The organism is Pseudomonas sp. GV071 (genome assembly GCF_003050835.1).
Lineage (GTDB): Bacteria > Pseudomonadota > Gammaproteobacteria > Pseudomonadales > Pseudomonadaceae > Aquipseudomonas.
Genome location: NZ_QAOJ01000011.1, coordinates 121,349 through 134,429, shown reverse-complemented (window position 1 = coordinate 134,429; position 13,081 = coordinate 121,349). Strand labels below are relative to the sequence as shown.

The following is a 13,081-nucleotide window of genomic DNA, read 5'->3' as shown; positions in this document are numbered from 1 at the left end:
GGCGTCTAACAAAGTGCCGCAATCATACGTGTGGCCCGAGCCTCGGAAAAGGTACAGCTCGGGCTTTTTTCAGCCAATGAGGTAGCCCCATGGACAAGCTTGAAAAACCGCTGGATACCTGGCGCGAGGAGCTCTCCGACGAGCAGTTCCACGTGTGCCGTCTGGGCGGCACCGAGCGTGCCTTCACCGGTAAATACCACGACGACAAAACCCCCGGCGTCTACCACTGTGCCTGCTGTGGCACGGCGCTGTTCGACTCCGAAGCCAAGTTCGACTCTGGCACCGGCTGGCCGAGCTACTACCAACCGGCGTCGAACGCCGCGATCACCAGCAAGGACGACTTCAGCCACGGCATGCACCGCATTGAAGTCACCTGCGCCAAGTGTGACGCCCACCTGGGCCACCTGTTCCCCGATGGTCCGCCACCGACTGGCATGCGCTACTGCATCAACTCGGCGTCGCTGAAACTGGTACCGCGCTAACGCGCCGTTGTTAATGCAGCGGAATATCGTGCGACACGGCTTTGAGCCGTGGCAGCCACCAGGCCACGGCGACATTCAACGTCAACAGCAGCACGGCAAACACCGGCAGTAGCGGCAAGCCCAGCTGGGCGCTCAACCACAACCCTCCGAACCAGGCGCCGGCCGCATTGCCCAGGTTGAAGGCGGCGTGACTGAGCGTCGCCGCCAAGCTCGCAGACTCGCCGGCCTGTTCCACCAGCAGCAACTGCAGAGGGGTGGACACGGCAAAGGTGGCAATCCCCCAGCCCAGCAGAATCAGCAGGGTTGGAATCTGCAGATGGCCAAAGAAGTACAAACCCAACACCAGCAGCGCGCTGGTGGCCAAGGCCTTCGGTACTGCCCGCTGTACGCCCCTGTCGGCCAGGCGCCCGCCAAAGATATTGCCCAGGGTCAGACCGATGCCCATCAGCAGCAGGGCGCCGTTGCTCTGGTCCGGGGTAAAGCCGGTGACCTCGCGCAGAAACGGGCTGATATAGGTAAACAGGGTAAACAGCGACACCGAGGTCAGGCTGCACACCAGCAGCGCATGCAGCACCGGCGGGCGAAAGATTCCGGCCCAACTGCCCGCCGCACTGCGTACGGGCCTGGCAGTGGCTGGCAGCCAGAAGAACTGCGCCACGACGGTTACCGCGCCAATGCCAGCGACCACAAAGAAGGTCACCCGCCAACTGGTGGTTTGCCCCAGCCAGGCGCCCAAGGGCACTCCGAGTACGTTGGCGATGGTCAGGCCGCTGATCACCATGGCCATGGCCGACGCTTGCCGATGTGGTGGCGCCAGGTCGCGGGCGAGCAGGGTGGCGCAGCCGAAGAAGCCGGCATGGCTGATCGCCGTGGCCAGCCGCGCGGCCAGCAGCCAGTGATAGTCCGGCGCCAGGGCGCAAGCCAGGTTGCCGAGGCTGTAGGCCAGCATCAGCAGAATCACCGCTTGGCGACGTGGCACGCGGTCAAGCATTGGCCCCAGCAGCGGTGCACCGACGACCACGCCAAGGGCATAGGCGCTGACCAACAGGCCGGCGTCGGCCAGGCTCACGTGCAGGTCGGTGGCCAGTTCGGGCAGCAGGCCCATGATGATGAATTCACTGCTGCCCACCACAAAACCGCCAAGGGCGAGGGCAAGCAGGGGCAGGGACATAAGCGTGCGGGCGTGCATTAAGCGGGGTTTCCAATCGGGGCGAAGGTACGGTGCGGCTTGTGGCTGCAAGAATCTTCGGATGGTGCGGAATAGGGTGTCACCCTCACGAATCGGGGTCCCAGCCTGCGCTGGGACGACTATGAGCGCATGCAAAACATCCGTCGTCCCAGCGCAGGCTGGGATCCAGAATGGTTCAGCAAACGGAGATCAAACCTTAGCCCACCCGAACGAGGCCGGGCATTTTAAGCGCTTTCGCGCTCCACCAGTTCGCATTCGAGCAAATTCAGTGGCTGCAACGGCTCATCGGCCTCGATCACGCCCAACGCCTGCAGCACCCGTAATGCTGCCACCTCGCCAATCTGCCGGGCCGGCGGCTTGATGGTGGTCAGGCTGGGCAGCAGCATTTCGGCGAAGGCGTAGTCACCAAAACCCACCACCGCGCACTCTTCGGGAATGCGCACGCCAGCGCGTTGGCCGGCCAGCAGGCCACCGGCGGCGAGGTTGTCGTTGGCGAAGATGATCGCGTCCGGACGCGGGCTGCGTTTCATCAAGGCGTCCATCGCCTGTTTGCCGCCTTCAAACGGTGTGGCATCGCTGCTGGGCACGAACACCCAGGGCTCGCGCCCGGCTTCGCGCAGGGTTTGCGCATAGCCATCGCGGCGTTCCAGGGCGCTGAAGTCGCCGGCCACGCTGTTCTGCACGAAGGCTATGCGCTGGTAGCCCTTGTCGAGCAGATAGCGCGCGGCTCGCACGCCAACGTCATGGTGGAGAAAACCGACCTGCATGGGCGCACGCTCGGGGCGGTAGTCCCAGATTTCCACCAGGGGGATATCGGCCTCGGCGAGCATCTTGTCGGTGCCGGGCGAGTGGAAATGGCTGGTCACCACCAGGGCCGCCGGCGACCAACCGAGAAACGCCCGCACGGCGTTTTCTTCCTGTTCTTCGGAGAAGTAGCTGGAGGCCAGCAGCAGCTGATAACCGTGGGCGGCGAGGGTGTCGCTGAAGCCTTGAATGGTGTTGGCGAAGATCGGCCCGGAGATGTTCGGAATCACCATGCCAACGATTCGTCCGCGTGCCGAGGCCAACCCACCGGCTACCAGATTGGGCACGTAACCCAGCTCGTTCACCACCGCCTGAATGCGCTCGCGCAGGTCCGGGGAAACCTGCTCCGGCTGGTTGAAATAGCGCGACACGGTAATTGCCGAAACGCCCACTTGCTTGGCGACCGTGCTCAAGGTTACGCGGCCGGCGCCACGGCGTTTGCGGGTGGGTTCTTTGTCGCTGCTCACGGTAAAAGCCGTTCCTGGGCGGGGAGAATGGCGGCCACGTTAGCGCTAACAAAAGAGGATTCGTAAATCACTTTATGGAATATAAAAGTAATTTAATAGTATTTGACGGTCTATTAATCGGCCGCTGATACTGGCGATGTTAGCGCTAACAAGCGCCGCGCTGTCGCCACGCACTGCCACTCGTACGAGCGAGACCAGACACCGACAGCTTCAACCCAAGCCCACCGCAGCAGTGGGCAACGTCTGGTCTAGAAGGGGCAGTTCACGATGCATACCACTCACACTTTTATCGCCCGTCGCAGCCCCCTGGCTGTTGCGGTTCTGCTGGCCGTACTCGGCCAACACAGTGTCGCTGCCGAGCAGCCGGCCACTACCGGCACACAAGCCGAAGACGCGCCGGTTCTGAACACCGTGACGGTTACCGCCACCCGCCGCGAAGAGTCGCTGCAGAAGGTGCCGGTGGCCGTTTCGGTGGTTGATGGCGAACAACTGGAGCGCGACAACCGCAACAACGTGTCGACCATCGTTCAGCAAGTGCCCACCCTCAACTACCGCAGCGGCGCGTCGAACAAAGACACCTCGCTGTTTATTCGCGGCGTCGGCACCATCACCACCTCGCCAGGTATCGAGCCTACCGTCGCCACCGTAATCGATGGCGTGGTGCTCGGCCGCCCGGGGCAGTCGACCCTCGACCTGCTCGACCTCGAACGCATCGAAGTGCTGCGCGGCCCGCAAGGCACGCTGTTCGGCAAGAACGCCTCGGCCGGTGTGCTGAACATCGTCAGCAAAGAGGCGCCGGAAGAAACCCAGGGTTACGTCGACTATTCGCATTTTGGTGGTGGCAATGAAAACCGCCTGCGCTTCGGCATCGGCGGGCGTCTGACCGACACCCTGAAAGGCTCGCTGACCACCTTGCTGGGCAAGTACGACGGCAACGTCGACAACGAATACAACGGCGACGACGCCAACGGCTACGACCGCAAAGGCGCACGCGGCAAACTTGAGTTCGAACCCAACGACGAACTGAAAGTGACCCTGATCGCCGACTACACCCAGGGCAAAGACACTATCCCCAACGGCGTGCTGACCCAGACCGGCGCTGCCTTCGGTTCGCTGGTCGACAGCAGCGTGTCGCCGAGTGACCACAACCGCAGCATCAGCAGCGAAATGAACACCCGCGTCGACGACCGCAACCAGGGCTTGTCCGGGCAAGTGGACTGGGCGCTGGGCGACTTCACCCTGACCTCGATCACGGCATGGCGTGGCTGGAACAACACCCAGTACCAGGACGGTGATCGCCTGTCGCAGATCGCCGTTGGCGCACCGCAATCCCAGGACAAAGGCCAGCTGGACTACAACCAGTACTCGCAGGAGTTGCGCCTGGCGTCGCCCAAAGGTGAGTTCAACGAGTACGTGCTCGGCGCCTTCTACATGCACGGCAAGAGCGAGGAGACCTACCGGCGTGCAGTCACTACTGCGGCGTCCACCCAGTCTGGCCGCGCCGACTACGAGGCAACCAACGACAGCGTCGCGTTGTTCGGTGAAAACACCTTCAACTTCACGGATGATTTGCGCGGCATTCTCGGCCTGCGCTGGACCCACGACGACCTCGAATACAAACATCAGCGCGTGCGCACGGGCGCTGCTACCGGGATCAACCCGAACTACGCCAGCGACGGCTCGGTGGACGAGGACGGCTTTACCGGCCGCGCGGGCTTCCAGTACGACATCAACGACAACCTGACCAGCTACATCACCTATTCCCGCGGCTACAAAGGGCCGGCCTACAACGTGTTCTTCAACATGCAGGCGCGTGATGAACAACCGCTGAAACCGGAAACCTCCAACTCCTGGGAAGTGGGCCTGAAAAGCACGGCGTTCAACAATCGCCTGACGGCCAACGTCGCGGTGTTCCACACCGAGTACGACAACTACCAGGCCAACTTCTACGACGTGGTCGGCGGCACGGTGGTAACCCGCTTGATCAACGCCGGTAGCGTGAAAACCGAAGGCGTGGAGCTCGATACTGCGTTCCAGGTCACCAGCCAGTTCAAACTCTCTGGCGCGCTGGCCTACACCAAAGCGCGCGTGGATGAGTTCACCTGCCCAGCCAATGCGGCCGCCAACTGCGACATCAATGGCAAGCCGCTGCCGTACAGCCCGGACTGGAAAACCTATGTACGCGGCGACTACACCATCCCGCTGGATAACGGCCTGGATATCGAGCTGAGCACCGACTACGCCTGGCAAGACCAAGTGCAGTACAGCCTTGACCAGAACGAGAACACCATTCAAGGCGCCTACGGCATCTGGAACGCCAGTGTCGCCCTGGCCAACTACAACCAGGGCTGGCGCGTGGCGCTGCTGGGCAAGAACCTCGCCGACAAGAGCTACTCCAACGGCCTGGCCTACAGCGGCACCAACTACGTGTACCGCTCCGTGCCACGGGATGACCAACGTTACTTCGGCGTAGAGGTGCGTAAGGATTTTTAAGCAATACGCGGTTCTTCCATCCACCGACAAGCGCCGGCCTCGGCCGGCCTCTTGGGCTTCGCCTTGAGCTCAACCCAACCTACGTGCAAAACCCCGTGGCAACCGCCGCAGAGCGAGCCACGGCTTTTCCGTCAGAGCAGGTACAGATGTTATGAGCAAGCAACCCCGTCAACTCAGCCTCGGCGCCTTTCTTATGGCAGGCGGCCACCATGTCGCCGCTTGGCGTCACCCCGACGTGCCGGCCAACCCGCTGGATTTTTCCAGCTACAAACGCACCGCGCAGATCGCCGAAGCGGCCTGTTTTGATGCGCTGTTCGTCGCCGACAGCGTGGCCGCGAGTACCGATGAAATCGCCAGCCACACCTCGCGTTCGGTGTACTTCGAGCCGCTGACCTTGCTCGCTGCCCTCAGCGCCGTGACCGAGCGTATCGGCCTGATCAGCACCGTTACCACCAGCTACAACGAGCCCTACCACGTGGCACGCAAATTCGCCTCGCTGGACCACCTTTCCGGTGGCCGCTCCGGCTGGAACCTGGTGACTAGCGATGCCGCCGCCGAGGCCTACAACTTTGGCCGCGACGCCCATATTCCCCACGCCGAGCGTTATGCCCGTGCCCGCGAATTCCACCAGGTGGTCACGGGCCTGTGGGACAGCTGGGCCGACGACGCCTTTGTGCGCGACAAAGCCGCCGGCCAGTTCTACGACCCGGCCAAGCTGCACGTGCTCAACCACAGCGGTGAACACTTCAAGGTCAAGGGCCCGCTCAACGTCGCGCGCTCGCCCCAGGGCCGGCCGGTGATCGTCCAGGCTGGCTCCTCGGAAACCGGCCGCGAACTGGCCGCCGAAACCGCCGAAGTGGTGTTCACCGCGCAAACCTCACTGGCCAAGGCCCAGGCGTTTTACGCCGACCTCAAAGGCCGCCTGGGCAAATTTGGCCGCAGTGAAGACTCATTGAAAATCATGCCGGGCGTGTTTGTCGTAGTCGGGCAAAGCACCGCCGAGGCACAGGAAAAGTTCGAGCAATTCCAGGAGCTGGTGGAGCCGCAAGTGGGCGTCGCCTTGCTCGGCAGGATGCTGGGTAACTTCGACCTGTCCGGTTATCCATTGGACGGTCCGCTACCGGAGCTGCCGCTGACCGAAAACGGCCAGCAAAGCCGGCAGAAACTGCTCACCGAACTGGCTGGTGCCGAGCACCTGACCCTGGCCCAGCTGGGCCGGCGCATTGCCGGCGGGCGCGGGCACTACAGCCTGATCGGCACCGCCACTGACATCGCCGATGAACTGCAAGCCTGGTTCGAAGGCCGCGCCGCCGACGGCTTCAACGTGCTGGTGCCACATCTGCCGGCAGGCCTGGAAGACGTCGCCAACTATGTTGTGCCCGAACTGCAACGCCGCGGGCTGTTTCGCAGTCAGTACCAGGGCCGTACATTGCGTGAGCACCTGGGGCTAGCGCAGCCTGGTAACCCATTTTTCTGACACAACTCGGCCCCTCCCACAAGGATCGTCGACACCCAAAGGACACTCCATGACCTACCTCGCCAACCCCGACCGCTACACCTCCATGCCTTACCGCCGCGTCGGTCGCAGCGGCCTGGTGTTGCCGGCCCTGTCCCTGGGCCTGTGGCACAACTTTGGCGACGCCACGCCGATCTCCACCCAGCGCGCCCTGCTGCGCACGGCGTTCGATCTGGGCATCAATCACTTCGACCTGGCCAACAACTACGGCCCGCCTTACGGCAGCGCCGAAACCAATTTCGGTCGCCTGCTCAAGGAAGACTTCAGCAGCCATCGCGACGAGCTGATCATCTCCAGCAAAGCCGGTTGGGACATGTGGCCCGGCCCTTATGGCCAGGGCGGCAGCTCGCGCAAATACCTGATTTCCAGCCTCGACCAGAGCCTGCAGCGCCTGGGCCTGGACTACGTCGACATCTTCTATTCGCACCGCTTCGACCCGCTTACGCCGCTGGAAGAAACCGCCGGCGCGCTGGCCAGCATCGTCGAGCAGGGCAAGGCGCTGTACATCGGCATCTCGTCTTATTCAGCCGGCAAAACCCGTGAGCTCACCGCCTTACTGCGCGAGCGCAAGGTGCCGCTGCTGATTCACCAGCCGGCCTACAACCTGCTCAACCGCTGGATCGAAAAAGACCTTCTGGATGCCACCGAGGAAGTCGGCGCCGGGGTGATCGTGTTCACCGCCCTGGCCCAGGGGCTGCTCAGCGACAAGTACCTGAATGGCGTGCCGCAGGACTCGCGGGTCAACCGTCCCGGTGGCGGTTCGTTGCTGCCCTCGCACCTGTCCGAGGCCAATATCGAGCGCGCCCGCGCCCTCAATGAAATCGCCAAACGCCGTGGCCAGAGTCTGGCGCAACTGGCCCTGGCCTGGACCCTGCGCGACCCGCGGGTGACCTCTGCATTGATCGGCGCCAGCCACCCGGAGCAGATCATCGAAAACGTCGGCGCCTTGAACAACCTGGCCTTCAGTACGGAGGAGCTGGCCGAGATCGACCGCTTCGCCGTTGAAGGCGGGATCAACCTCTGGGAAAAACCCTCCACCGATTGGGAATGAGCATGACGCTATCAACACGGGTTGCTGCGCTGTTGGCGCTGCTGGCCGCCAGCCAATTGGTGCTGGCCGATCCGGCCAGCCTGCGCATCGGCTACCAGAAGGGCTCGGCCAGCCTGGTGCTGGCCAAAGAGCACAAGCTGCTGGAGCAGCGCTTTGCCCAGACGCAGATCAAATGGATCGAGTTTCCGGCCGGACCGCAGATGCTCGAGGCGCTGAACATTGGCGCCCTGGATGTCGGCTCGACAGGCGATATCCCACCGCTGTTCGCCCAGGCGGCCGGCGCCGATCTGCTGTACATCGCCGCTGAACCGGCCAAGCCGCAGGCCGAGGTGATTGTGGTCGGCAACGACAGCCCGATTCACAGCGTGGCCGAGCTCAAGGGCAAGAAGGTGGCGTTTCAGAAGGGCTCCAGTTCGCACAACCTGTTGCTGCGCGCGTTGAACAAAGCGGGCTTGGCGTTCAGCGATATTCAGCCGGTGTACCTGTCGCCGGCGGATGCGCGGGCGGCGTTCGAGCAGGGCAGTGTGGATGCCTGGGTGATCTGGGACCCGTATTACTCGGCGTTGGAGCTGGAGGGCAAGGCGCGGTTGCTGGCCAATGGCGAGGGGCTGGGCTTGATCGGGCCGTTTTTTCTGGCGGCGCGGCCGTATGCGCAGGCCAATCCTGAGTTTATTCCGGCGTTGTTGGATGAGTTGGGTAAGGCGGAGGCGCTGACGCGTTCGGATAAAGAGGCGAGTGTGCGTTTGTTGGCGGGGTTTATGGGCTTGCCGGAGGCGGTGATTGAGCGGACGTTTACGCACCGGCCGGCGTCGCCGCCGATTGCGGTGAGTGAGGAGATTGTGGCGGCGCAGCAGGCGACGGCGGATTTGTTTTTGGCTAATCGGTTGTTGCCGAAGAAGGTGGATGTTGGGGCGGCCGTCTGGCGGCCCTGAGTAGGGGCTGCTTTTGTCTGCATTACCGCGTGCGCTGGGCGTTTTGTTTCGCGCCTTACGCGCGACCTACTTTTCCAGTCGCCGGAGTGCCGGCCACGAAAAAGTAGGCAAAACGCTTGCCCCGACCTCGGCCTTCGCTAACGGGGCGGGTGGAGCAAGATCAACAGCCAGATCAAGATCACAAACCAGGTCACAAGCGTGCTGCTTGCTCGATCTGCTTTGGTGGGAGGGGCTTCAGCCGCGATTCCTGCAAACGGTGGCTGTTGGCTTTTCGTGCTTCGGTGTTCTGCATTACCGGGAGCGCTGGGCGTTTTGTTTCGCGCCTTACGCGCGAGTTTCTTTTTTCAGTCGATAAAAAAGAAACCAAAAAATCTTGCCCCAACCTCGGCCCTCCGCTGCGCTTCGGGTCCCCTCATTCCGGCGCCGCTCCAGGGGCCAGCAGAACAGGCCATCCATGGCCTGTCTCTGCCTTTCGCGGCTCCCGGCCGCTCAACCCCTTACGCAGCGCCTGCACTCGGCCTTCGCTAACGGGGCGGGTGGATCAAGATCAAAAGCGAGATCAACAGCCAGATCACAAGCCAGATCACAAGCCAGATCAAATTCAAAAGCTCTAGGCTGAGCAAACTGTGTCCGTAGGAGCGGCTTCAGCCGCGATGCTCTTGATCAGCACTTCCCCCTAAATCCCACCCCCCATTCTTCGTTCAACTGGTATCGCGGAGTTCCCGCACTCCCATCACCGGTTCGGACGATACATGAGCACTTCTGATACCTCTCTGGCGCGCCGTTTTATTGAGTTGCCGGCGGAAAAACGGCGGTTGTTTCTGGCGGCGTTGGCGGCTGAGCAGATTGATTTCGGGCAGTACCCGATCGTGGCGGTGCCGGAGCATGCGCAGCGCAATCGCCTGTCGTATGCGCAGCAGCGTATGTGGTTTCTCTGGCAACTGGAGCCGCTCAGTGCGGCGTACAACTTGCCCAGTGCGGTGCGTTTGCTCGGGCCGCTCAATCGTGAGGCGCTGCAGGCCAGTTTCGATGGGTTGGTGCAGCGCCATGAAAGCCTGCGGACCACGTTTGTGCAGGAGGGGGAGGTGGCCTGGCAGCAGGTGGCGGAGCAGGCGACGCTGGCGTTGCAGTTCACCGATCTGAGCACGTTGGCCGAGGCCGACAAGCCGTTGCGTACGCAGCAGGTGGTGGCACAGCAGGCGGCGCAGCCGTTCGATCTGGAGCAGGGGCCGTTGCTGCGGGTGCAGTTGCTGCGCCTGGCGGCGGATGAGCATGTACTGCTGCTGACCATGCATCACATCATTGCCGATGGCTGGTCGATGAACATCCTGATCCAGGAATTTATGGCCGGTTACAACGCCATTGTCTGCGGCCAGCCGCTGCAGGCGCCGGCCTTGGTTGTGCAGTACCGCGACTATGGGCTGTGGCAGCGCAGTTGGCTGGAGGCGGGTGAAGCCGAGCGGCAGCTGGATTACTGGCGCGCTCACCTGGGCGACGAGCACCCGTTGCTGGAGTTGCCCACCGACCACCCGCGCCCGGCGTTGCCCAGCCATGCCGGGGCTCGGCTGGAGTTCGGGCTGGAGGCTGGCTTGCAGCAGGCGCTGAAAGCATTGGCCAAGCGCAGTGGCGTGAGCCTGTTTGTGGTGCTGCTGGCGAGTTTCAAGGTGCTGTTGCACCGCTACAGCGGCCAGGGCGATATCCGCGTCGGTGGCCTGATTGCCAACCGCACCCGTAGCGAAAGCGAGGGGCTGATTGGCTTCTTTGTGAATACCCAGGTGCTGCGTAGTCAGCTCACTGGCGCGCTGCCGTTCAGCCGTTTGCTGGAGCAGGTCAAGCTGGCCACCACCGGCGCCCAGGCCCATCAGGAGCTGCCGTTCGATGCGGTGCTGGAAGCCTTGCAGCCGGCGCGCAGTCAGAGCCATAACCCGCTGTTTCAGGTGATGTTCAATCACCAGCCGCTGGTAACGGATATCGCCGGCATGCAGTTGGCCGATGGTGTGCAGGTCGCCCATCTGCAGGCCGCGCAGAGCGCCGGGGTGGCGCGTCAACATGCGGCGGCCAGCGACCTGATGCTGGAAACGCGCGAGGAGGGCGAGCAGCTGTTGGCCGCCATCACCTACGCCACCGATTTGTTCGAGGCGGCGACCATTGAGCGCATGGCGGCGCATTGGCAGAACCTGTTGCGGGCGATCACCCAGACCCCGGAGCAGCCGATTGGCAGCCTTGCGTTGCTGGATGCCGCCGAGGTGCAACGCCAGCACGCCAACAATGTTTACCTGCAATTGCCAGCCGCCGCCCCGGCGGTGCAGCAGCTGTTCGAGCAGCAGGTCGCGCGCACGCCAACGGCCTTGGCGGTGCAACTGGCGGGCAGTTTGCTGAGCCTCAGCTACCACGAGCTCAACCAGCGCGCCAACCGCCTGGCCTGGCGCTTGCGCAGCCTCGGCATCGGTCATGGCAGCCTGGTGGCGGTGCAGTTGGGTCGCGACCTGAACCTGCCGGTGGCCTTGCTCGCGGTGCTGAAAAGCGGTGCTGCCTATGTGCCGCTGGACCTCAGCCTCAGCGCCGAGCGCCTGGCCCAGATGTGTGCCGCCAGCGGCGTGCGCTTGCTGCTGGGGCAGGGCGATAACCTGCCAACGCTGCCAAACGTTCCCGCGCTGTGCGTGGAGCAGGGCGCCGCTTGGCAGGACGACAGCAACCTCAACCTGCCGACCGCCGCCGAACAACTGGCCTATGTGATTTACACCTCCGGCTCCACCGGCCTGCCCAAGGGCGTGGCCATCAGCCACGGCGCCCTGGCCGGTTTTAGCCACCTGGCCGCTGACTACAGCGAGCTGGAGGCCCAGGACCGCGTGCTGCAGTTCGCCACCGCCAGCTTCGACGGCTTTGTCGAGCAGTTCTACCCGCCGCTGATTCGCGGTGCCGCTGTGGTCATGCGCGACAGCCGCAGCTGGGACAGCGAAACCTGGTTGCAGGCGGTGCAAGAACATGGCGTCACCGTCGCCGATTTGCCGGCGGCCTACTGGCACATGCTGGTCAAGGAATTTGCCGAGGGCGCACCGCGCACGTTCGGCAATCTGCGGCAGATCCATGTCGGTGGTGAAGCCATGGCGGTGGAGGGCCTGGAGCTGTCGCAGCAGGCTGGTCTCGGCGCCGTGCGTTTGCTCAATACCTATGGGCCGACCGAGGCCACGGTGGTCTCCAGCATTCACGACTGCAGTGGCCTGCGTGCCGCACAGGTGAGCTGGCGTGGCATTCCCATTGGCCGGCCGCTGCCGGGCACCCGTCTGTATGTGCTGGATGCTGAACTGAACCTGCTGCCGCCTGGCGCCATCGGCGAGCTGTATATCGGTGGCCCTGGTCTGGCCCGTGGTTACCACGGCCAGCCGGGGCTGACCGCCGAGCGTTTTGTCGCCGACCCGTTCAACCCGGGCCAGCGCCTGTACCGCAGCGGCGACCGCGTGCGTTGCCGCGCCGAGGGTGCGCTGGAGTACATCGGCCGTGTCGACCACCAGGTGAAGATCCGCGGTTTCCGCATCGAGCTGGGCGAAGTCGAAGCACGTTTGCAGCACTGCGCCGGCGTGCGCGAAGCCCTGGTGGTGGCGCCAGACCTCGGCAGCGGCGCCACCCTGGTGGCCTATATCGTTCCCGAACAGGCCGAGCTGGCTCTGGCCGACAGCGCCAGCCAGCAGCCTTTCCGCCAGCAACTGCGCGCCAGCCTGCAGGCCTCGCTGGCCGATTACATGGTGCCCAGCCACCTGCTGTTGTTGGAAAAAATGCCCCTCACCAGCAGCGGCAAGCTCGACCGCAAGGCCTTGCCGGCCCCCGATCCCAGCCAGCTGCAAGGCCACTACCGGGCGCCACAAAGCGAGCTTGAGCAGCGCTTGGCGAGCATCTGGATGGCGGTGTTGCAGGTGCCGCGCATCGGTCTTGATGACCACTTTTTCGACCTCGGCGGCCACTCCTTGCTGGCTGCCCAGGTGGTGGCGCGGATCAAGCGTGAGCTGGGCCTGAGCCTGCCGCTGCGCAGCCTGTTCGAGCACCCGACCCTGGCCGCGCTGGCCGCTGAACTGGCCGCGCAGCACCGCCATAGCGCCCAGGACTGGGACGAGATGGAAGCCTTTATGAATTCCCTGGAAGAGGTTTGAGC

At 63.5% G+C, this 13,081-nt stretch carries 8 protein-coding genes; 6 read left to right on the top strand and 2 right to left on the bottom strand.

All coding sequences use genetic code 11. The features are described 5' to 3' along the window. The first annotated feature begins 89 nt into the window (after positions 1-89). Positions 90-482 carry a peptide-methionine (R)-S-oxide reductase MsrB gene (gene msrB, locus C8K61_RS20280; RefSeq protein WP_108098108.1) on the top strand — a complete coding sequence of 131 codons (393 nt, stop codon included), beginning with the start codon at positions 90-92 and terminating at the stop codon, positions 480-482. Between the two features lie 10 nt (positions 483-492). Here msrB and C8K61_RS20275 read toward each other — a convergent pair whose 3' ends face one another. Next, complete coding sequence (locus C8K61_RS20275; protein ID WP_256589500.1) at positions 493-1,653, bottom strand: MFS transporter; 1,161 nt, start codon at positions 1,651-1,653, stop codon at positions 493-495. A gap of 242 nt (positions 1,654-1,895) precedes the next feature. Continuing rightward, positions 1,896-2,942 (bottom strand): LacI family DNA-binding transcriptional regulator, encoded by a 1,047-nt coding sequence (locus tag C8K61_RS20270; protein ID WP_108098106.1) that lies wholly within the window; start codon positions 2,940-2,942, stop codon positions 1,896-1,898. A 267-nt stretch (positions 2,943-3,209) separates the two neighbouring features. Here C8K61_RS20270 and C8K61_RS20265 point away from each other — a divergent pair, with 267 nt between their 5' ends. From C8K61_RS20265 to C8K61_RS20245, 5 genes are all read left to right on the top strand, one after another. Next, positions 3,210-5,435: a TonB-dependent receptor gene (locus tag C8K61_RS20265; protein WP_108098105.1), complete on the top strand. Its 2,226-nt coding sequence runs from the start codon at positions 3,210-3,212 to the stop codon at positions 5,433-5,435. Positions 5,436-5,586: 151 nt separating this feature from the next. Continuing rightward, the gene (locus C8K61_RS20260; protein ID WP_108098104.1) at positions 5,587-6,912 is read left to right on the top strand and encodes an LLM class flavin-dependent oxidoreductase; all 1,326 of its coding nucleotides are present in this window, start codon (positions 5,587-5,589) and stop codon (positions 6,910-6,912) included. 49 nt (positions 6,913-6,961) lie between these two features. Continuing rightward, positions 6,962-8,002, top strand: a complete 1,041-nt coding sequence (gene mgrA, locus C8K61_RS20255) for an L-glyceraldehyde 3-phosphate reductase (protein ID WP_108098103.1) — start codon at positions 6,962-6,964, stop codon at positions 8,000-8,002. Then, the gene (locus C8K61_RS20250; protein ID WP_178086483.1) at positions 7,999-8,934 is read left to right on the top strand and encodes an aliphatic sulfonate ABC transporter substrate-binding protein; all 936 of its coding nucleotides are present in this window, start codon (positions 7,999-8,001) and stop codon (positions 8,932-8,934) included. The genes mgrA and C8K61_RS20250 overlap by 4 nt, the downstream gene beginning before the upstream one ends. A 752-nt stretch (positions 8,935-9,686) precedes the next feature. After that, positions 9,687-13,079, top strand: coding sequence for a non-ribosomal peptide synthetase (locus tag C8K61_RS20245; protein WP_108098101.1), 3,393 nt, complete (start codon positions 9,687-9,689; stop codon positions 13,077-13,079). Positions 13,080-13,081 lie beyond the last annotated feature (2 nt).

What these genes read in the sequence shown, in the direction of transcription:
- msrB (WP_108098108.1), top strand. Translation starts at nt 90, where the DNA reads ATGGACAAGCTTGAAAAACCGCTGGATACCTGGCGCGAGGAGCTCTCC.
- C8K61_RS20275 (WP_256589500.1), bottom strand. Translation starts at nt 1,653, where the DNA reads ATGTCCCTGCCCCTGCTTGCCCTCGCCCTTGGCGGTTTTGTGGTGGGC.
- C8K61_RS20265 (WP_108098105.1), top strand. Translation starts at nt 3,210, where the DNA reads ATGCATACCACTCACACTTTTATCGCCCGTCGCAGCCCCCTGGCTGTT.
- C8K61_RS20260 (WP_108098104.1), top strand. Translation starts at nt 5,587, where the DNA reads ATGAGCAAGCAACCCCGTCAACTCAGCCTCGGCGCCTTTCTTATGGCA.
- mgrA (WP_108098103.1), top strand. Translation starts at nt 6,962, where the DNA reads ATGACCTACCTCGCCAACCCCGACCGCTACACCTCCATGCCTTACCGC.
- C8K61_RS20250 (WP_178086483.1), top strand. Translation starts at nt 7,999, where the DNA reads ATGAGCATGACGCTATCAACACGGGTTGCTGCGCTGTTGGCGCTGCTG.
- C8K61_RS20245 (WP_108098101.1), top strand. Translation starts at nt 9,687, where the DNA reads ATGAGCACTTCTGATACCTCTCTGGCGCGCCGTTTTATTGAGTTGCCG.